This window comes from Paenibacillus sp. URB8-2, assembly GCF_013393385.1.
Lineage (GTDB): Bacteria > Bacillota > Bacilli > Paenibacillales > Paenibacillaceae > Paenibacillus_AQ.
On sequence record NZ_AP023239.1, the window covers coordinates 511994 to 532114 of the forward strand.

The window sequence follows — 20121 nt, forward strand, 5'->3', positions numbered from 1 at the left end:
CTGGCTCCTGCCGGCTGATCGCGGAGGATCGATAAATGCAAGCGGCATTCGGTCTTAAGGCATTTACGCGCCCTTGCATTTCGAAGTTATGGCGGACTTTTCATCATGCATTCTCTACAACGGAGCATTCATTTTCAATGTTTTGGGAGGGAACTGATCATGGCAAGCAAAGGTCACAACGAAGTCAAGGAAAGTCTGCGGGAAATGACACGTATTTTCCGACCCAAGGATCCGAAGAAATTCGTCAAAGAGTATGTCCGTAAATACCGGATAACGGGAGGCTATGAGGAAGAACTCACCATGGTCGTGGAGCATGAACTCGTAAGAATGAATTCGTCTGTCTCTTAACCGTCCATCTGTTAATTCCGAAAGGATTCTATAAACCGTGATTTGCGTATGCCGCAGAGAACGGTTTTTTTGTACCTTCATGTAAGCTCATGGATTCAAAGCCCGATAATTTGTCAAATGAATAGTAGGGAGAAAAGGAATCTGTAAGCGTTAACACACATCTATTATTAATAATACCGCTTTCAGAAACCGATTGCAAATGCTGAATTGACAAGCTTTTTTCTTATTTTGAAATAGTTGTGAACGATTGACAAAACAGACCCTGAAAATTATATTAATAGTGATTGTTATAATTGACAGCACAGGATAAGTAATCTAATTGAAATCGGAAAAAGCGGGGTTGATCTATGATGAGAACGTGGCACTCTGCAAGGCGGCTTCTTCCCCTGATCGCGGTTTTCGGAACGGTTCTCGCCGGCTGCGGCCGGGAAGACCTCTCGGTCTTAAGGCCGCAGGGGCCGGCCGCGGAAAGCTCGCTGGGACTCATGAAGCTTGCGATTTCCATCATGATTGTCGTGCTGCTGATCGTTTTTTCCATCGCGGCTTATGTATTGATCCGTTTCCGCCGCAAGCCGGGGCAGAATGAAATTCCGGAGCAGATCGAGGGCAGCTTCAAGCTGGAAGTGCTCTGGACCGTGATTCCGCTCATTCTCGTTATCGTGCTGGCGGTACCGACGGTGAGGACGGTATTCGCCCTGGGCGACAATCATTCTGGCGACAAGAACGCGATCAAAGTCAAAGTGACAGGCCACCAGTATTGGTGGGAATTCGAATACCCCGATTACGGCATCAAGACGGCGCAGGATCTCATTATTCCCGCAGGCAAGAACATTGCCTTTGAGCTGACGACAAACGATGTGCTGCATTCCTTCTGGGTCCCCTCTCTTTCCGGTAAAATCGACACCAACCCGACCGGAGCAACCAACCGGTTCAGCTTCAGCGCGCCGAAGGAAGGCGTATACCGCGGCAAATGCGCCGAGCTGTGCGGACCTTCCCACGGGTTCATGGAATTCAAAGTGAAAGCGGTTAGCAATGATGAATTTAAGCAGTGGATCGAAGCGCAAAAAGCGCCCGCGGTGCTTCCTGAAGATCCGGCGCTCGCCCAAACCTTTAAGGAGCAGTGCCTGAAATGCCACGCGGTCGGCGATCAGGGGCTGTCGGTAGGACCGAATCTGACCGGCATCGGCTCCCGCGAATCGGTGGCCGGTATTCTGCTTAATGACGACACCCGCCAGGACGGCGCTCCCGTGGAGGAGAATTTAAAGTCATGGCTGCATGACACGCAAGGTGTTAAGCCGGGCAACCTTATGCCCGACCCCAAACAGGATATGGGCCTGACGGACGACGAAATCGATCGGATCGCCGACTATCTGGCCGGCTATAAATTGAACTAGTCACGGCAGCCCTTACCAAGCGGTATATTTGAAAAGGGGGTACGAACCTTGGCTCAGGCAGCGCATACCTTGGATCACCCGAAACCACTCGGGCACGGCGTCAAGCGGCATACCGGACTGATGGACTGGATTACGACCGTAGATCACAAAAAAATCGCCATTCTGTACCTGTGGGCCGGCGGATTGTTTTTCGGCATTGGCGGGATTGAAGCGCTCCTTATCCGGTGGCAGCTCATTAAGCCGATGAACGATTTTTTGGACGCCCAAACCTTCAACGAACTGATTACGATGCACGGTACGACGATGATTTTTCTCGGCGTCATGCCGGTTATTTTTGCCCTGATGAACGCGGTCATTCCGCTGCAGATCGGCGCGCGCGACGTCGCTTTTCCTTTTCTGAACGCGCTGGGCTTCTGGACGTTCCTGTTCGGCGGTCTGCTGCTTAATCTCAGCTGGGTTATGGGCGGGGCGCCCGATGCGGGCTGGACGTCCTACACACCGCTCTCAACATCGGCTTACAGCGGAACGCACGGCGTCGATTTTTACACGATCGGCCTGCAAATTGCCGGCCTCGGCACCCTGATCGGCGGCATTAACTTCTTGGCGACCATCATTACGATGCGTGCGCCGGGCATGTCGTACATGCGGATGCCGATGTTCGCCTGGGCGACGTTTATTACGTCCGCCATTATTCTGTTCGCTTTCCCCGCCATTACCGTCGGCCTTGTGCTGCTGACCTTCGACCGGATACTCGGCGCGAACTTCTTCGAGCCTGGAGCTGGCGGCAGCCCGGTGCTCTGGCAGCATATTTTCTGGATTTTCGGCCATCCCGAAGTCTATATTCTGATTCTCCCGGCCTTCGGCATCATCTCCGAGGTCATTCCGACCTTTGCCCGCAAGCGGCTGTTCGGATACAGCTCCATGGTGTTCGCGACAATCCTGATCGCGTTCCTCGGCTTCATGGTATGGGCGCATCATATGTTCACGACCGGACTCGGCCCTGTGGCTAACGCTCTCTTCGCCGTATCGACGATGCTGATCGCGGTTCCGACTGGGATCAAAATATTCAACTGGCTGTTCACGATGTGGGGCGGTTCGGTGCGCTTTACCACGCCCAACTTGTTCGCTTCGGGCTTCATTCCGACGTTCACCATGGGCGGCGTGACCGGTGTTATGCTGGCATCCGCGCCGGCGGATTTCCAGTTTCACGATACGTATTTCGTCGTGGCGCACTTCCATTACGTTATCGTCGGCGGCCTTGTGATGGGCCTGTTCGCGGGGCTGCACTACTGGTGGCCCAAGATGTTCGGGCGCATGCTGAGCGAGACTTTGGGAAAATGGACCTTCTGGACGTTCATCACCGGTTTTCATCTGACCTTCTTCGTCCAGCATTTTCTCGGCCTTATGGGCATGCAGCGCCGGGTGTTCACCTACCTGCCGAATCAGCATTTTGACACGCTGAATCTGGTCAGCACGATCGGGGCCGGACTGATGGGCGTCGGCACGCTGATCTTCCTGGCCAATATCGTGATCACTTCAAGAAATCCCATGGACGCTGACGACGATCCCTGGGAGGACGGGCGCACGCTGGAATGGAGCATTCCGTCGCCGCCGCCGGAGTATAATTTCAAGCAGACTCCGCTTGTGCGCGGGCTTGACGCTCTTTGGAAGGAGAAGACGGCGGGGAACAAGGGAATGACCCCGGCCGAGCCGGTAGGATCGATTCATATGCCTTCGGCGACCCCGCTGCCGTTCATCATGTCGGTGGGCATTTTTATCGCCGGGTTCGGCTTTATGTTCAGCCGGGATAATTTCAGCAGCGGGTTCGTGAGCTTTTTGTTCAACAACTATATTGTGACCGGGCTGGGGCTACTGATTACTTTTGGAGCGATGCTGATGCGTTCGCTGTACGACGATCACGGCTGGCATATCGAGCCGGAAGAGCTGGAAGGAAGGTGAAATGGAAATGACAACGACGCATGCAGAACCCGTCCACGGCGGCCTGCCGCATGAGCCGGAAAAAGCGACCGCCGAAGGCCGCAATAAAGTGCTAGCCTTCTGGCTGTTTCTCGGCGGCGAGGCCGTTCTCTTCGGCACCTTGTTCGCCACCTTCCTGGCGCTGCGAAATCAGACCAACGAAGGGCCGACGGCTAATGAGCTGTTTCATCTCCCGCTCGTTGCGGCCGCGACCTTCTTCCTGCTCGTCAGCAGTCTGACCAGCGTCTTCGCCATCCAGGCGATGCACCGGAACCGTCCGGCGCTGCTCCGGAATTGGCTGCTGGTCACCGTGATGCTCGGCCTATGCTTTCTGGGGCTGGAAATTTATGAATTCAGCGAATATGTAAGGCATGAGAAATTTGGCATGACCACAAGCGCATTCAGCTCGGCGTTCTATACGCTGGTCGGATTCCACGGCGCGCACGTCGCATTCGGCATTTTGTGGATTTCGCTGCTGATCGGCCAACTGGCCCGCAAGGGATTGACCGTAGTGACCGCGCCGAAAATCTACGTATCCGCCATGTACTGGCATTTTATCGACGTGGTGTGGGTCTTCATCTTTACGGTTGTCTATCTGCTCGGAAAGGTGGGCTAGGCTATGGCTGCTGAACAGCATACCCGAGATAACGGTGTAAAGCGCCGCCACCGTCAGGAAGGCCCGCGGAAGCATGTTATGATATTTGTCCTTTCGGCTGTGCTGACGCTTATCGCTTTTGCGGCGGTGGCGGCCGGAGGGGTCAACCCGGTCTTCGCGGTCATTCTACTGCTTGTCATGGCCGTGATTCAGGTCTTTGTACAGATGGGCTACTGGATGCATTTGAAGGATAAGGGGCATATGATGCCGATTATTTTCATGCTGGGCGGTTTCCTGATCGCCGGAACGTGCATTATTATGGCCTTGTACTGGGTCTGGTGGAATTAATGGAAAAAAGGGGCGGGCCGGGGGCCTGCCTTTTTGCGAAATATCAGAAAGTATAAGCTTCGCGCTTATCCTTAACCTGATATTTTTACGAGAAACGGATGCCTTCCTCTTCCAGAGGACGGCGAAGCCGTTTCTTCTTAGAGTGCAGCTCTGTCCGGGCTCTATCGTCATAGGGGCTGAACAAGCTTGCGAAGGCAGGGCGCCTCTGTTGGGGGATATCTTTTTTGAAACGGGTTCTAAGGGGAAATCCATTTCGTAACCACAGTTTAGAGACTTTGCTGAATCCGCAGGAGCCGGTAGGGACCATAGTTCGCGAAAGCTTGAGCGATGATGGATGATGCGATGACGCGATATCGGTCGTCCGGTTCAGCTGAACTGGAAATTCTCCGTCTTAATTGAGGTGGATGGACCGGAATGTTGGATTATAGCGGAAAACCTCCGGTTTAATTCACCGAAAACTGAAGGTTGGGCCTTTTTCGCCTGAATGAGAGGGAGAAAATCCAGTTTAATAGCGGAAATCGTTCGAAAAGGCGGAATAAGCAGGAGGTTTTCCCTGATATTCGAAAGTTGCTTGGGGAATGAGGTCCGCAGCTGCGGCAGAGGTAGGCTGGTGTGCTGCGCATACGAAGAGTCGTGGCAAATGTAGCGAGTACGCAGTCAATGAGGGAGTGGGTGTGCTACGGATTCGGCGAGCGCCGAAAGAGGTAAGTGAGGGATGTTAACGCATACGAGGGGGCGGCAGAGGTAGGCTGGTGTGCTGCGCATACGAAGAGTCGTGGCAAATGTAGCAGGTATGCAGTCAATTGTGGAGCGGATATGCTGCGTATTCAGCGAGTGGCGGTAGAGGTAGCGGGTATGCTGCGTATATGGAGAGCGCCCGCTAAGCCATGTAATGGCATCGGGTATCTGCCAACGACGGGACAGGGATTCATTGATGTACTTCCAAACGCGGGGAGGCTTGAACGATGCTCGGACTGAACGTATTCAGCTTTGCCGATTTATGGAGCCCGCTGTTTCTGGCGGCGGTGCTGGTTGCGGTCTCCGGTTATTTTATGCTGGTCGGGCCGTTGGCTGACCGGTTTGGGATGGCGGCTCCGGCAGCACCAAGGCAGCGGATCTTCTTCGTCACCGGGATGGCGACGCTCTATTTGGCTCAGGGCGGGCCGGTCAGTCTGATGGGCCATCTCATGTTCTCTTTACACATGCTCAGCATGGCGCTGTCCTATTATGTTGCCGTTCCGCTTATCATGCTCAGCATTCCGGCGGAGCTGTGGCGTACCTTACTTAGAGTCAATCCCTTCCGGCGGCTGGCCTTTCTCGCCCATCCGGTTACGGCGGCGCTGCTGTTCAACGGCTTGTTCTCCCTGTATCATATCCCGGCGGTCCATGACTATGTCATGCTGCATTTCGGCGTTCACCGGCTGTATTACGCCGTTTTGTTCGCCGCTTCGGCCTTGATGTGGTGGACGCTGATCAATCCGCTGCCGGAAAGGGACCGCTGGAATGGGCTGGCGAAGGTGGGATTTATCTTCCTCAATATGGTACTGCTGACGCCAGCGTGCGGGCTGATTATTTTTGCCGATAAGCCGCTTTATGCGACGTACAGCGACCCGGATGCCTGGGCCAGAGCGATGGGCTACTGCGTTTCGGGCGACACCGCCGCGCTGCTGCGGTCTTTTGGCGGACCGGCCTTCTTTGAAGTGATGTCTCCGAGAGTGGACCAGCAGGTTGGTGGCATCGGGATGAAGTTCATTCAGGAAGTTATTTTTGCCTCCATGCTTGCTTCTGTGTTCTATCACTGGTATAAAAAAGAGAACGGGCAGGACGGCGACGACAAGCTTCCGGAGTCTTCCGGGGTGAAAGCGGCGAACTGACCTGTGCATCTGCCGGTGAGGTCTAGGAGGACGAACATGGATATTTTCACAGTGTTTCCAACGATCAGCACATCGTTCATCGTCATCAGCGCGGTGCTTGTGGCTATCGGTTGGGGACTCATCATTAAGGGCAAACGCGAGGCGCACAAGAAGACGATGATTGCCGCTGCAGTGTTTGCGGTGCTGTTCTTTCTGGTGTATGCGTCGAGAACGGTATTTGTGGGCAACACGTCATGGGGCGGACCGGAGAGCCTTTCGGGGCTGTACCACGTATTTCTCATTTTTCATATCGTACTCGCATCCGTAGCCGCCGTATTTGGCATTACGACGCTGACGCTCGGCTTTAAAGAAAAGTACGCCAAGCACCGCAGATGGGGCAGAGTCACCTCGGTGATCTGGTTCATCACGGCCATAACGGGCGTGGCGGTGTATGTGCTGCTGTACTTGATGTACCCGGGCGGGCATACGTTGCCGGTGTGGAAAGTAATTTTGGGCGCTTAAAGGCGTCCGTCAATTAATAGTTAACAAAAAATCGCCGCTCTATCCGTTTGGAGGATTAGAGCGGCGATTTTGATTTGCTGATCAAACAGGGCGGCCAACAGCCGATTGAATACCGTTAACAGACTGCCGCGCCTTGTTCTTCCAAAGTTAATCCGCCAGCATCGGCAGCCACTTTCTTAATTCATCGATGCTCGTAGGCCGGCTGTACCGGGCGATTTCGAACGGTTCGGCGTAACGAACCTCCGCCGCGCGCTCTTTCCCGTACCACTGCTCCAGAGCAGGGAGCATTTTGGAGGAGACATAGAAGGTCTCTGACCACCCTTCCAATAAGTGCTTCTTCTTGTCTTCCCACTCCACGGGAAGCTGATCCGGGGTGCCCAGGTACCACGCCGGGTTCTCATAAAACTGCGTAGCGTGTGCGTCGCAGGCGCGCAGCTTCTTCTCGATCGTCTGCCCGACATCAATGACGATATCGGCCCGGTAATCGTCCAGCATCGTCATGTCGGGTATTAACAGAACGAGAGGCCGATCGGCCAGGGCAGGCTCATCCGGCAAATAGCCGCGGACCGTCGTGAACGGCACCGCGTCGCTGACGATGAGTCCCGTATACCGGTTGTCGGGACTGATGCCGCCTTCCGGATGGAAGGTGATGACCAAATCCGCTTTCCATCTGCGAATTTGCCGGATCACTTCGTTCCGGAAAGGCAGACTAGGCTCGATCGTTCCGTCCGGCGTATCCAGGACTTCATATTCCTCGATGCCAAGACATTCTGCGGCCGCTTGGGCCTCCAGTTTGCGCCGCTGCGCAAGCTCTTCCCCGCGCTGTTCGTAATGGCCGCAGTCGCCGTTCGTCAACGAGAGAAACTTGACCTTGTGTCCTCTCTCCGCGAACAAAGCGGCGGTGCCGCCTGCGTACATATCCGCTTCATCCGGATGGGCGCCGATCACAATCACCCGAGTCGGTCGTTCAAGTACCATGTCTGTGCCTCCTTATACGACTGAAAGCCAAATGATTTTCGTCAGGCGCGGCATACGCCGTCATGAGTCTCCCGCGAGATGCCGATCTTCCGGCAGATTTCGTCGATGTGCCGCCGGGACGATTCGATCCACTGAACCGCTTCGGCGTATTCGAACGGTTCCGCGTTCAGCTGCTTCCAGGATTTAACCTCTCCTGCTCGGATGCGTTCCGTGTAGCCCCGCACAAGTTCAAAATAGGCGGAGAACTCTTCGCGCGAAAGGTCGGGATGCCCTGCGATCCACTCTGGATCGTAAAGCTCGATAAGATGAGGCTCGCCCGGGATGATGCCCCATTCCGAACGGGGCACATCGTTCTCGAAAGTAAGATTAAGGCCGGGGTTATACTTGTTCAGCTCCTGAAGCACCGCCGAGAAATCAACGAGGCCGGCCCCGCAGTGAACCGCCTTCTGATGAGCGCCGCCATCGACGAGTTCGACATAGGCGTCCTTCAGATGCGTCTGGCGCACAAACGGGGCGATCCGCTTGGCGGCCATGACCGGGTGCTCGCCCCGGATAAGAACGTTCGCCGTATCGAAGACGATGCCGATGACATCGTCGCCGACGGCTTCAATGAGACGGAGAATTTCAAATGTTGTGATCTCCTCGTGCGTTTCGAGGTTCAGATGAATGCCGAGATCCTGGGCGATGGGCTTTAGCTTCAGCAGGAAGCGGCGTGTGGCCTCCAGCTGCTCTTCCCAGGATACGTCCGTCCGGAAGCGGTCCGTGCCGAACTTTCCCTTGTACGGCTTCGCGCCGGCCGTGGAAATCCACAGCTCGCGGATGTCAAACTCCGCGCAGGCCTCCATCATCCGCCGAAATCCGCGCAGCGTATCCCCATTTCCGATCGCCCGCACCTCCGGCGTCTCGGGCAGGGCATAGGGATTTACCTTTCCCAGCCCGGCCTCAAGATAAAGCCCCAGTTCGTCGGCGCGCTGCCTGACCTCGCGGATGATCCCTCGGTCGAGCTCCGGACTCACATCCAAAATGGTGCGGAAGAACACGCCCTCCATGCCGAGGCTCTTCGCATGCTCAAGCGAGCTGACCGGACCTCTGGACTTCGCTTCGGGTATTTTTCTGCCGTCAATTCCAATACGCATCGTTGCTAACCTGCCTTTCTCTTCTATGTGGGTTAGGAAATCCGGTATATGCCGCGCGGGAACTTCGATGCCCAGGAAGCCCCGTCGCTGCCGACAATCGCTACATCGCCCGCAACCACATGCCCAAGGTCGGGCAGGGTGAAGTTCGGGTGCACTTCATAGACCTGGTTCTCTATTACAAGCGGAGATTCCGAATCGAAGGATTTGTCGCGATCCGCGTAGAGGAACGGTGCAATACCGGGATCGACGTAGCTGCAGCTCATCGCATGGCAGGCCTGGAAGCGGAACGGGTCTGTCGCCCGGGTATACGGGCAGTATTCGTCGATCATGGATTCCAGCACATCGCTGATGGCATGGATCGGTGTTCCCGGCACCATCTTGGCCAGCGCGGCGTCCTGCATGGCGATAATGGCGTCCGCCGTTTCCTGAAGCCGCGCCGAGGGCTCTTTGAACGTTCCGATGCGCAGCACCTGGGAGAAGTACCCGTCGAGACATGTGGTAGCGCCGATCTGGAAGCGGGAGTCCGGGCCGAGCGTTTCCGTAAGCTCGAACAGCTCGAACATTGTCTCGGCCGGGCGTTCGCCAATAGCGATCCAGCATACGGACATATCGGCCCCGAGCCGCCGGCCCAGATATTCCACGTCCGCCATAATATCGGCCCCGGTCACCCCTTTGATCGCCGCGATGCTCATGGCGTGGGCGACAAGCTTGTCCGCCAGCGCGGTCGCCTTCCGGTGCTTCTCCGCCTCGAACGGCGTCCGCTCCAGACGCTGCTTGTTGATGATCGCGTTGCCGTTCGTCACCTCATACGGCGAGAGCAGCGCGCGGAATTCCTCTGCCCGCGCAACCGTAAGATCGAATTCGCCCGCCTGGGCGACGACTCTGCCGCGCGGGACCGCCGAAGCCAGCACTTCCTTGACCGTGCCGAACAAGTTGCCCGCCTTGACCACTTGCCCATCATTGCCGAAGAACCGGACAAAGCCCCGGGCTCTGTTCTTGTCGCTTGTGATCAGCACAGGCGTGCCTTCGGCCGGGACGATGAGAATCGCATCCGGGTTCTGCGGCATCCAGCTCGTAAGATATCTTATGGTGCCGCCGCTTTCCCCGGCGCCGTTCCCATACACCACCAGAGCATCGATGCCGTTCTTGGCAAGGCTGGCCTTCAGAATGGACATTCTTCTGCTTGTCTCGTTGGCAGGCATAATCATCTAAATTCCTCTCCTTTTACGTATTCTTTCGGGGCGTTAATCCCGTCACCGTACTTAACGACCCGGGGCCGGAATTTACGCCGGCCCCGTTCATCAAGTCATTTTATTTCAGCGTAGAGTTGTAGATGTCCAGCAGTTTGTCCACGCCTTTGGCATGAATTTCTTTCACATAGCTGTCCCATTCCTGATCGATGGACATTTTTCCGTACACGAACTGTTCCTGCATTTTGGCGTAGTAGTCGTTGACGCCCGCAATCATCAGACTTTCCTCGTCCTTCTGATCGGTACTGAGCTTCGGCACCTTGGCGGCCAGCGTAAACCAGTTGTTCTTATTGGCCTCTTCGGTATACTTCTCGAAATCTTCGTTGCCGAGAATCGTCGCGAACCATTTGAACGGCCACACCAGGGTAAAGGAGCCGTTGGCCGATCCGATATCCCACAGCGCCCTATTCAGGTTCTCCGACTGCTTCATTTTATCCGTGAATTCTTTCTTGCCGTCTTCTTTTACAACGTACGAATCGCCTTCGATTCCCCATGTCAGCAGGTCGATGCCTTCATCGCTATACAGGTAGTCGGCGAACTTCAGCAAGTCTTCAAAATAAGGCTTGTTCGCGGCGCTTGCCGGAATAACGGTGCCGCGATCGATACGGGTACCAGCAAGCGCCTTTTCTCCGGCTGGACCGGCGATAGGCGGGAGCATGGCCATCTTGAACTCCGGACCAGTGTTCTTCTTGCCCAGCAGATTGATATTGCTGATTTCCTCGCCGTTCCAGAAGAAATAGAACATGCTCTTGCTGGTGGAGAGCTTCTGGTGCATCTGATCGTAATTGGAAGTGAATAATTCCGGGTCCGCTAGACCTTCCTTGATCAGCTTGTTTAAATAAGAGACATACTTCTTGTAGTTTTCGCTGGTGTAGATATACTCGTATTTTCCGGTTTGCTCGTTGAAGATAAAACCTTTATAGCTCGGCTCAATGCCCCAGGCGGCGCCCCACATGCTCCGCAGATCGTCTGCGCTTGTGCCCGTGAACGGATAGCTGCCCGGATTCATTTCCTTCATTTTCTTGAGTACCGTGTACAGCTCATCGGTGTTCGTCGGCGCTTTTAGACCGTATTTTTCAAGCAGGTCCGTCCGGATCATCGGCGAGCGGTTATAGCTTGCGGACTGGGTCAGGAAAGGAAGCACATACAGCTTTCCATCCGGAGACTTCCAGTTCTCCAACTCGTCCTCCATCTTGAATTCCTCAATTCTCTTTTTGAGGTTCGGCAATTTGTCCATGTAATCGCTGATCGGGAGAAGAACGCCGGTGCCTCCAAGCTCAAGCACATTGGACTGGTTAATGTTCGTCACCAAATCGGGAATCTTGTCCGAGCTGAGGACGATTTTGGCCTTGCTCTGATAATCCGACTCGGGCACGACCTGCAGGTCCAGCTTCACGTTGGTGCGTGCTTGAAGTTCTTTATATATGGGCCAGTCCTTGTTGAACGGGGACCCCGATTCGGAATACAGCATCGTCAACGTTACCGGTCCGCCGCCCTCTTTTGCCGCGTCCGCGCTTCCGGATTGATTTGAGCTGTTACCGCAAGCCGCAAGCGGAATGGCTACCAGCAGGGAAAGAGCGGTAAGCCTCGACCATACACCGAATCTTTTGATTGACATCTTCTCCATAAATCATCATGCCTCCTAATGGAATTATCCTTTAACCGCTCCGAGCAGAACGCCCTTGGTAAAATGTCTCTGGACGAATGGAATGACGCAAAAAATGGGCAATGTTGTCGCCATGATGGCCGCGGATTGCAGGGAGGCCGTAGACAGCTTCTCCAGATTGGTTCCCGCCAAAGCGCCGTTCACCAGATTGGCCCCGTCCAGAATGTTCCGGACGATCAGCATGATCGGGTACTTGTCCGGGCTGTTCAAATAAATCAGCGAGTTAAACCAGTTGTTCCAAAACATCACGACCAGGAATAGGCACATGGTGGCCATGATGGTCTTGGATAGCGGAAGAACGATCCTAAACAAAATCTGAATCGGATTCAGACCGTCGATTAACGCGGACTCTTCAAGGTTATCCGGAAAGCTCTGAAAGAAATTAATCATGATCATCAGAAAATACGGCACAATGCCGAAAGGCAGCACGATGGCCCACAGCGTATCCAGCAGCCCCAGCCCTTTAACCAGCATATAGGTCGGAATCAGGCCGCCGTTGAAAAACATCGTCAGCATGATCAGCCAGATCATCACTTTCCGCCCTTTGATGGGCTTGGATAACGGGTAGGCACAGATCGTCAGCATGAAGATGCCGAAGGCGGTTCCGACTCCCGTCTGCACGATGGCATTCCAGAAGCCTCTTAGAATGCTGGGGTGCTGAAAAATAAACTTGTAGGCCTCCACATTGAATCCAATGGGAAGAAACTTGACTTTCCCGCTTGTATTCGCAGGCGAATCGCTGAAGGAAACGGCCAGCAGATGAAGAAAAGGCAGCATGACACCGCAGATGACCAGGGCCATGAACAGGAAGTTGATGACCGAGAACACCCTGAATTCCAATGTTTTTCGATAATGCATGAAAGGACCTCCTTCCCGGGTGCAATTAATAAAGCGAGTAGCGGGTTACCTTTTTGGAAAGGTAATTGGTTACAATGACGATCACAAGCCCGAGAACCCCGCTGAACAACCCGACAGCCGTCGCATAGCTGTAGTTGCTGCTTTCCAGACCCATCCGGTAGACGAAGGTTTCGATCACGTCGCTTACCTGGGAATTACTTGGCGTATACATCAGCAGCACTTTTTCAAACGCAACAGTCATTAATTGCCCAAGCGATAAAATATAGACGACGACGATCGTGGGCATGATTTGCGGTATGGTAACATGAATGATTTGCTTCAGCCGTCCCGCGCCATCCACTTCAGCGGCTTCATATAGCTGGGGATCGATCGAAGAGATGGCGGCGAAAAAGATAATCGAGTTCCACCCGGTGTACTGCCAGACTTCAGAAGAAATATACAGGGAACGGAACCATCCGGGTTCATTCATGAAGAAGATTGGATCAATCCCGATTAGCCCCAGCGCCTTGTTGATCAGGCCGTAGGTTGGCGACAGCAGCTCCTTCATTAAGCCGATGACGACGACGATCGAGATGAAATTGGGGAAATAAGAGATCGTCTGGACTGCGCTGCGAAGCTTTCTCGACTTAATCTCATTAACGAGCAGGGCGAACAGAATGGCAACCGGAACCGTAATGAGCAGATGATAGAAGCTCAGAAGCCAGGTGTTCTTAAAAGCCACCCAGAAATTAGGGTCCCGAAGAAACAGCTTGAAATATTTCAAACCGACCCATTCTTCGCCATAGATGGACCCGCCGGGAACATACCTGCGAAAAGCGAGCACGTTGCCGACGATCGGACCGTAACGGAAGACAACAAAATACAAGATCGGAAGGATTAGAAGGATGTAGTAATGAATATTTCTTCTAAAATAGACTCCTAAACTTATACGCCTCATTCCTTTCTGTTTGATGACCAAGCTTTTCTTTTCCTTCGCTATGGTGTTTTCCATTTGCGATCATCCCCTTTCTTGGCTGCTGCCCACACCCTTATTAAAAGCCACAAGGTCGTTCCGGCGAAACAGACAGTTCCGACATGATGTCACAAAAATTGACCTGATTTACCGTTTGTTCAGTGTACAAAAATGATATATGTCTCATTTATCGCCCTTATGCGTCATATTATGTCACATTTTGTTGACAGATCAATCTTTTTGAGGACATAATATAACCTAACTTATCTTCAGGGGGTAGAAATTACAGATGCTGAAGATTACGCGTTCATTGATGAAGGGGGCTTTTCGGAGTTTACTGTACCGTTTTTTCTTTTTCTTCCTCGTCGTCTCTCTGCTGATTCAATTGATCAACCTGATCACGTATCGGGTCAATTTATGGTATTTCGAATCCGAATTGGAGCAGAATTACAATAAATCTCTGTCCAATATAGCGGACGGCCTGAATAACGTGTTTACGGGCATCTATAACTCCAATTATCTTCTTTCTCTGGATACGGACGTCATGCAGCTGTTCTCCTCCGGTTTCAGTGTCGACGATCCATCCCAATATGCCGTGGTTTCCCAAACCATCCGTTCCCTGAGCCGAATTAGCCGTATGGGCGAATATGTAGACAGCGTATTTATTTATAAAAAGAACAATGATCTCATCATCAGTGATCAGGGAACCTATTCCGCCGCAGATTTTTTTGGGAGAAAAAACGCCCTCGAACAATACCCGAAGCCGTTCTGGGAAAATTACGGGTCACAGACCCGGCCCTTTCAGATTCTCCCGCCTTCCAGGTCGAGCTCGCGGAACGGCGCGTATATCCTTCCGATCGTTCAGACGGCCATTGCCGAATACCGGTCCAATGATTTGTATGTAATCAATCTAAAAGTCGATCCGATTATCGAGTCGCTCGTCAGCTCCAAGCTGACTCCGAACAGTATGCTGTTTATTGTGGATGACAGTCAGCAGCTGATCGCGTCCACCGAAATGAATGAGCCGAGGGAAGAGATTCGGGATTTTGTCAAGCAGTTCCAGTCTTCCGGCTCGCACGTTGTGAGAACGGCGGTAGGGCAGAGGGACATGCTGGCGATTCAGACGAGCACCCGTTTTGTGTTCAAAAACCTGAATATGATCGCCTTGGTTCCCGAATCGGATATCCGCGACACCATGAAGCACGTTAAGTATTGGGGAGTGACGCTGTCGTTGATCGCGCTTGTGCTGTCGATTCTTCTGTCCTTCCTGTTCAGTAGGAAGCTGTATGCGCCGATTCAATCCCTTATTGCCAAAATATCGCCCTCCGCCGAGCCGGCTGCCGATGAGTACAAGGTGCTGGACCGGGAAATTCACCGGATGATGGATAATATGGATCTATTGAGCAATAGTCTGACCTCGATCTCGCCGCTCGCTTTGGAGCAGTGGATCGTGCGGATGCTGCGGTATAGCCGGATTCCGGGTGAACAAGAGATCGCCTCTTTTCTGGGGAAATGCGGAATCACGTTCAAGCACGAGCATTTCGCCGCGGCGCTGATCCGGACCAAATTCACGAAAGCCTTCTATATGGATTACAGTAACGCAGAGCAGAATGCGTATTACGACAAAATGGCAGGCCTGCTCAAGGCGCATACTTTGGCGGAATATCAGAGCCTTTTGGTCGAGATCGAATCGAATGTATTCTGTCTGCTGGTTAATCTTCCACAGGATGCGGACCGGCATGAACTGACGAGTTATTTTGAGACGATGTTCAGTCTGTTCCGCCATGACGAAATCATGCATGATATGTTTATCGGGATGGGGGATATTCACCGGGGCTTCGAAGGACTTCAGGAGTCGTATCTGGAAGCGATGAAAGCGATGTGGCGTCTGTCGCCTTTCGAGAATAAGCGGCTGCACTACTATCAGAAGGAAGATGAAGAGTCGGTAACCATCCTGCTGGGGACGAATGACGATAAAAAAATATTCAACCTGCTGGCGTCTGTCAAGCGGGAGGAGCTGTTCGAGCTGCTGGAGAAGGTCATCCGGAACCATGTGTCGATGGGGCTGAGCGATTTTACGATAAAAGAGCTGTACATGCATCTCTTCGTGATCGGTTCGCAGGTGCTCAAGCATAAGGATAAGACGCTGCCCGAAGCGACGTACCGGGAATATATCCGCATAATCCTGTCCGAGCATCCCCTGTCGGTGGACGGCATGACGGAATTCATTTACGGCTATTTCAACAAAATCATGGATACGATCGAGCCGAAGGCGGACAAGCTGGAATCGCTGGCCTTCAAGCCTTTCATCGACGCCAATTATCCGGAGGATATTCATCTGGAGCTGCTGGCCGACAAGTTCCATACGACTCCGAACTATATGTCCCGTCTGCTGAAGAAGGAGCTCGGGCAACCGTTCAACCAATATTTGCAGGAGCTGCGGGTGCAGAAAGCGAAGGAACTGCTGGCGGGCTCCACAATGCTGATTCAGGACATTTGGGCGTCGGTCGGCTTTAACAACCGAAACACCTTTATCCGCGCTTTCCGCAAAATCGAGGGGATTTCCCCGATGGAATACCGTCTCCAGCATGCGCCGAACCCGGAAGAGGGCGGGCTTGAGGAGACGGAGGGTGAATAGGGGGGAGCAGCGATCCGAAAAAAGAAGCTGGGAAGTTTGCAGGCTTCCGGGGCTATAGATCAAAACAAACAGACTGCTCTTTAAGTGGAACTAGCCACTTAAAGAGCAGTCTGTTGTTGTTTTCGCGCCGGGCCGGGGGATCTAAAGTTCGGGTGCCCATGCCGCTATCGGGGTTAGGTACCCCGTACAGCTACCGCTGCGCCGGTCCTTCACGGCCGCGGGCACCTCCCGGCTCCTCCCGTCTACTGCCGACAAAATGAGGCCGGCACTGTCTATTGGGTATGCTGCTTTCGGTTAACCCCGCTTGCGGGAGAGGGCTGTTTGTCCCTCCACATAGTCGGCGTAATCCGCCGCATACTTCTCGAGCTGTTCGTCGGTCACTTCGCGAATTCCGCCCACAGCAAAGGGCGGCAGGTAGATCATTCCGGCCAGGTTGGCGGTCTGCTGGAACGGCCGCAGCAGCTCGCTGTAAGAGTAATTATGGAATCCTCCGGCTTGGTACATGCTCTCCGCGCCGCCCGATGAGATGGCAATGAGGAGTTCCTTGCCATTCAGCTTATCGCCGCCTCTGCCGTGCGCGAAGCCGAGCTCAAGTACTTCATCCATCCATTTTTTCAGCAAGGAAGGCGAGCTGTACCAGAACAACGGGAATTGAAACACGATACGGTCATGAGACGTCAACAGCGCCTGCTCGCGGGCGACGTCGATCTTTTCGTCCTGATAAGTCTCGTACAGCCGGTGAATGGTAACGTTGCCTCTTCGTTCAAGCTCGGCCGCGAGCCTTTTGTTAATCCGGGATGAATCCAAATCCGGATGCGCAACGATTACGAGTGTTGCGGCGCTGCCGGACGGGGTGGAACGGTTGGACATGAGAACAACTCCTTTTTTTGGATGTGGATAATTCGAGAAATGTCGATTTGTTAGTTAAAAATAAAAATATTCAGTTACAAATCTCGAATTATCGATTTATTTTATATATAAAAACTGAATTCAACGGGTTGAATCCAGTCCTTATGATTTAAAGGTCGTGCTGAATGTAGGAAGCAATTTCTTTGATTGCCTCTTCATCTCTTCTATAATATGTCCATTTGCCCAGCCGAGTCGCATGTACGAGTCCCGCCCGCTGCAGAACGGATAAATATTGAGATGTAGTCGATTGGGTCATATTCAGTTTCGATGTAATCTGGCTGACGCATACCCCAACCTCGATAAGATCTACGCCTCCCTGGGGGCCAAAATGGGCTTTCGGATCTTTTAACCATTCCAAGATTTGAAGACGCGCTTCATTAGACAGTGCTTTGAATACTTCAATGGGGTCAATTGGCTTCATGTAAACCATTATATCGACGTTTTGCGATATGTCAACGGTTATGCCAACACAGATATTTTGTTCCACTTATTGACAATGGAAAAATAAGGACATATACTGTGTATATAGATATATACAGTAATCACACATAATCACTTGATTAAAGCGAGGTTAACCTTTATGCAAACATGGAAAGATTCCTGGTTTATGATCCGGGGGGATTTGCGGGGCGACAAAATAAGGCTGATGCTCACTCTTCTGATCTCTATCATCTTTATGACTTATCTGGGGGGACTTATGGGACTCCTCATCAATGATTCAGCGCAGATCCAGCAGCGAAGCGTTTTGCCCGACTATATGCTGCTGGCTATGATTCCGTTCCTCGGCTTTGCGTACTCCCGCCGCACGATGAAGTATTGGAGCGCGGATTCCTATACGAAAATGCTGGCGTACCTGCGAAGCTTGCCGATTCCGCTGAATGCTGTCTTGTGCAAAAGAAAGCTGCAATCGGTCATATGCTTCGCGCTGAACGGCGTATTGTTCTTTGGGCTGGTCTACGCGCTCGCGGGCCATCTTAGAGCTTCCATTTCACCGCTCGGGTATGTCGTGTTTTCTTTTACCTGGATCGGCTATGGATTGGCAGTAATGGGTTTGTTCATTTTTATAGAGTTTCTATACAGCGGCAAAGCCTACTTCTGGCTCCTTCTGCTGGTGATGCTGATTTCTTTCGGAGCGGCCATGACGGTTAAATTTTCCGGCGGCAACCTGCTGCTCTACACCCTCGCCTGCTCGAAGGAATGGGGGCTGCTGTCTCCACTGATGTGGGGAACGCTGATTGCGGGCACGGTGTCCGTGCAGCTGTTCTCCAGATGGACCATTCACAGATTGAAGAGCCGGGACCTCGTATGATGGCGGGAGACGGATTGGCCGGCGGGCGGAAGGCGGTGTGAGCATTGTGGATTCCTATACAAATTGATGAAAAAAGCCCCGAGCCGCTGTACCACCAGATTGAGACGCAGCTTCGGTCGCTGATTATCAGCGGCAATCTTGCGGAAGGGTCGCTGCTGCCCTCCATTCGGGAATTTGCGGGGGAGTTGAAGTGCAGCGTGATTACGGTCCGCCGGGTGTATCAGGATCTGGAGGGCGAAGGAATGTTGCGGACGCGGCAGGGAACCGGAACCTTTGTCTCCCATGTCGGAGACGGGGCGAGAGAGGAATACCGGCGGGAGACGGTCCGCAAAGCGCTGGAGGCGGCGGTGGATGCCGCGCGTTCCGTTCAGTTCGGCGTGGAGGAGCTGGAGGAGCTTTTTCGGGAAATTGTAAAGCGCAAATACGGGGAAGAGGATAAAAAGGGGGAGTGAGGCATGGTTCGACTGGCGGTGGAGATGCGGAATGTGATCAAGAAAAGGCGCTCCAAAACGATTGGACCGATCAACCTGGAGCTGCCGGAGGGGCATATCATCGCGCTGGTGGGGCAGAACGGTTCGGGAAAAAGCACGCTTCTGAGCATGCTGCTGAAGCTGGCGCTTCCGGAAGAAGGGACCATAAGTTGGTTCGGGGATAGCGCCGAAGGCGAGCTCCCGATGGAGATCCGGCGGAGCATCGGCTATGTGCCGGAATCCCCGATTCATGAGGAGAGCCACTGGACGCCGGAAGAGGCCGCTTGCTTTCGCAGAAGGTGGTACCCGGACTGGAATCCGGCGTATTTTGAGGCGCTGCTAGAGCAATTCGAAGTGCCGCGGGGGATACGGCTCGGCAAAATGTCCAAAGGCGAGCGCCGCAAATTCGAAATCGCCGCCGTTCTTGCCGCCGGACCTAAGCTGCTCCTGCTCGACGAGCCTTCGTCGGGACTGGACCCTTTTGCCTGGCGGATCATGATCGAGACGTTCCAGCGCTATATGAATGAGCGACAGGCCACGATCATCATTTCCACGCATATTGTTGAGGAAGTGCGCCGGCTGGCCGATTATATCGTCCTGCTGCACAAGGGAGAGCTGCTCGGCATGGCCGAAAAAGACGCGCTGCTCGGCGCATGGAGCGAAGTTTGGGTCAGTGCGGCGGATGAAGCGGAACTGGCGGAGCTTGCGACCGAGCTCCCGGAGGCGCTGGACCTGAAAATGCAGACCCCGGGCATGGCGTCGATGATTACCTCGCGGATGCAAGATTTGGAGAAACGCTTTTCGGATTTGGGCGTAAAGATGATCAAGAACCGCAGCCTGGATTTGGAAGAGATTTTGAGTTTGTGGACCATGGGACACCGTCCCGAACTTGCCGATTCAAAGAGAGGAGATTAACGA

General features: G+C 53.4%; 19 protein-coding genes. 11 read left to right on the top strand and 8 right to left on the bottom strand.

The window, feature by feature from the left end; translation table 11 throughout:
- The first annotated feature begins 159 nt into the window (after window positions 1-159).
- From PUR_RS02420 to PUR_RS02450, 7 genes are all read left to right on the top strand, one after another.
- Window positions 160-348, top strand: a complete 189-nt coding sequence (locus PUR_RS02420) for a hypothetical protein (RefSeq protein ID WP_019913840.1) — start codon at window positions 160-162, stop codon at window positions 346-348.
- A gap of 347 nt (window positions 349-695) precedes the next feature.
- A complete protein-coding gene (gene coxB / locus PUR_RS02425; RefSeq protein ID WP_179033867.1) occupies window positions 696-1742 on the top strand; it encodes a cytochrome c oxidase subunit II in 1047 nt (348 codons plus the stop codon).
- A gap of 120 nt (window positions 1743-1862) precedes the next feature.
- Window positions 1863-3701 carry a cytochrome c oxidase subunit I gene (gene ctaD, locus PUR_RS02430; protein WP_179037712.1) on the top strand — a complete coding sequence of 613 codons (1839 nt, stop codon included), beginning with the start codon at window positions 1863-1865 and terminating at the stop codon, window positions 3699-3701.
- Window positions 3702-3708: 7 nt separating this feature from the next.
- A complete protein-coding gene (locus PUR_RS02435) occupies window positions 3709-4335 on the top strand; it encodes a cytochrome (ubi)quinol oxidase subunit III (protein ID WP_179033868.1) in 627 nt (208 codons plus the stop codon).
- 3 nt (window positions 4336-4338) lie between these two features.
- Window positions 4339-4662 carry a cytochrome C oxidase subunit IV family protein gene (locus tag PUR_RS02440; protein ID WP_179033869.1) on the top strand — a complete coding sequence of 108 codons (324 nt, stop codon included), beginning with the start codon at window positions 4339-4341 and terminating at the stop codon, window positions 4660-4662.
- Window positions 4663-5627: 965 nt separating this feature from the next.
- The gene (ctaG, locus tag PUR_RS02445) at window positions 5628-6536 is read left to right on the top strand and encodes a cytochrome c oxidase assembly factor CtaG (RefSeq protein ID WP_179033870.1); all 909 of its coding nucleotides are present in this window, start codon (window positions 5628-5630) and stop codon (window positions 6534-6536) included.
- Between the two features lie 36 nt (window positions 6537-6572).
- Complete coding sequence (locus PUR_RS02450) at window positions 6573-7037, top strand: DUF420 domain-containing protein (RefSeq protein WP_179033871.1); 465 nt, start codon at window positions 6573-6575, stop codon at window positions 7035-7037.
- A gap of 147 nt (window positions 7038-7184) precedes the next feature.
- Here PUR_RS02450 and PUR_RS02455 read toward each other — a convergent pair whose 3' ends face one another.
- From PUR_RS02455 to PUR_RS02480, 6 genes are all read right to left on the bottom strand, one after another.
- On the bottom strand, window positions 7185-8015 hold the full coding sequence (locus PUR_RS02455) for a PIG-L deacetylase family protein (protein ID WP_179033872.1): 831 nt from the start codon (window positions 8013-8015) through the stop codon (window positions 7185-7187).
- 41 nt (window positions 8016-8056) lie between these two features.
- Window positions 8057-9151: a sugar phosphate isomerase/epimerase family protein gene (locus PUR_RS02460; RefSeq protein WP_179033873.1), complete on the bottom strand. Its 1095-nt coding sequence runs from the start codon at window positions 9149-9151 to the stop codon at window positions 8057-8059.
- A 32-nt stretch (window positions 9152-9183) separates the two neighbouring features.
- Window positions 9184-10359: a M24 family metallopeptidase gene (locus PUR_RS02465; RefSeq protein ID WP_179033874.1), complete on the bottom strand. Its 1176-nt coding sequence runs from the start codon at window positions 10357-10359 to the stop codon at window positions 9184-9186.
- Between the two features lie 103 nt (window positions 10360-10462).
- Window positions 10463-12028: an extracellular solute-binding protein gene (locus PUR_RS02470; RefSeq protein ID WP_179033875.1), complete on the bottom strand. Its 1566-nt coding sequence runs from the start codon at window positions 12026-12028 to the stop codon at window positions 10463-10465.
- A 24-nt stretch (window positions 12029-12052) separates the two neighbouring features.
- Window positions 12053-12925 (bottom strand): carbohydrate ABC transporter permease, encoded by an 873-nt coding sequence (locus tag PUR_RS02475; protein WP_179033876.1) that lies wholly within the window; start codon window positions 12923-12925, stop codon window positions 12053-12055.
- A gap of 25 nt (window positions 12926-12950) precedes the next feature.
- Window positions 12951-13916, bottom strand: coding sequence for an ABC transporter permease (locus PUR_RS02480; RefSeq protein WP_232101685.1), 966 nt, complete (start codon window positions 13914-13916; stop codon window positions 12951-12953).
- 250 nt (window positions 13917-14166) lie between these two features.
- On the opposite strand from PUR_RS02480, the gene PUR_RS02485 reads away from it, so the two are divergent.
- Window positions 14167-16515 carry a helix-turn-helix domain-containing protein gene (locus PUR_RS02485; protein WP_179033877.1) on the top strand — a complete coding sequence of 783 codons (2349 nt, stop codon included), beginning with the start codon at window positions 14167-14169 and terminating at the stop codon, window positions 16513-16515.
- A 294-nt stretch (window positions 16516-16809) separates the two neighbouring features.
- On the opposite strand, the gene PUR_RS02490 is transcribed toward PUR_RS02485, so the two are convergent.
- Window positions 16810-17385 carry an NAD(P)H-dependent oxidoreductase gene (locus PUR_RS02490; protein WP_179033878.1) on the bottom strand — a complete coding sequence of 192 codons (576 nt, stop codon included), beginning with the start codon at window positions 17383-17385 and terminating at the stop codon, window positions 16810-16812.
- A 148-nt stretch (window positions 17386-17533) separates the two neighbouring features.
- The gene (locus PUR_RS02495; RefSeq protein ID WP_036588831.1) at window positions 17534-17836 is read right to left on the bottom strand and encodes an ArsR/SmtB family transcription factor; all 303 of its coding nucleotides are present in this window, start codon (window positions 17834-17836) and stop codon (window positions 17534-17536) included.
- Window positions 17837-18004: 168 nt separating this feature from the next.
- On the opposite strand from PUR_RS02495, the gene PUR_RS02500 reads away from it, so the two are divergent.
- From PUR_RS02500 to PUR_RS02510, 3 genes are read left to right on the top strand one after another with little or no spacing between them, the layout of a single operon-like run.
- Complete coding sequence (locus PUR_RS02500; RefSeq protein WP_179033879.1) at window positions 18005-18733, top strand: hypothetical protein; 729 nt, start codon at window positions 18005-18007, stop codon at window positions 18731-18733.
- Between the two features lie 44 nt (window positions 18734-18777).
- Window positions 18778-19185, top strand: coding sequence for a GntR family transcriptional regulator (locus tag PUR_RS02505; protein ID WP_179033880.1), 408 nt, complete (start codon window positions 18778-18780; stop codon window positions 19183-19185).
- Between the two features lie 3 nt (window positions 19186-19188).
- Window positions 19189-20118: an ATP-binding cassette domain-containing protein gene (locus tag PUR_RS02510; RefSeq protein WP_179033881.1), complete on the top strand. Its 930-nt coding sequence runs from the start codon at window positions 19189-19191 to the stop codon at window positions 20116-20118.
- Window positions 20119-20121: the final 3 nt, after the last annotated feature.